Annotated in this window: 1 protein-coding gene; it reads right to left on the reverse strand. The window is 63.1% G+C overall.

Annotated elements, in window-relative coordinates:
• Window positions 1–450, reverse strand: a 450-nt coding sequence (gene rplC / locus J5M67_RS28555) for a 50S ribosomal protein L3 (RefSeq protein ID WP_207888691.1), incomplete at both ends; no start/stop codon positions are given.

A 450-nucleotide genomic window follows, 5' to 3' on the forward strand; every position in this document is an offset into this window, starting at 1 on the left:
CAGTTGGCGTGCTTCGTCGATGCGAACCACGTCGAGGTTTTGCGTCGTGACGGTGACATCACCGAGGTGACCCGTCATCTTCTTGCCAGGGAACACACGGCCCGGATCCTGCGCCATACCGATGCAGCCAGGAACGTTGCGCGAACGGCTGTTACCGTGCGAGGCGCGCTGCGCACCGAAGTTGTGGCGCTTGATCGTGCCGGCGAAGCCCTTACCGATCGAGGTGCCCTGCACGTCGACCTTCTGGCCCACGGCGAACACATCAGCCACGGGCACAGCAGCGCCAGCGGCGTACTTGCCTGCGACTTCGGGGGTCACGCGGAATTCACGGATGATTTCACCGGCTTCGACACCTGCCTTGGCGAGGTGGCCAGCTTCAGGCTTGGTCACGCGAGATGCCTTGCGCGAACCGAACGTGACCTGCAGGGACACGTAGCCATCGTTCTCTTG

It is taken from the genome of Pseudomonas sp. 30_B (assembly GCF_017491605.1).
In the GTDB taxonomy this organism is placed as follows: domain Bacteria; phylum Pseudomonadota; class Gammaproteobacteria; order Pseudomonadales; family Pseudomonadaceae; genus Pseudomonas.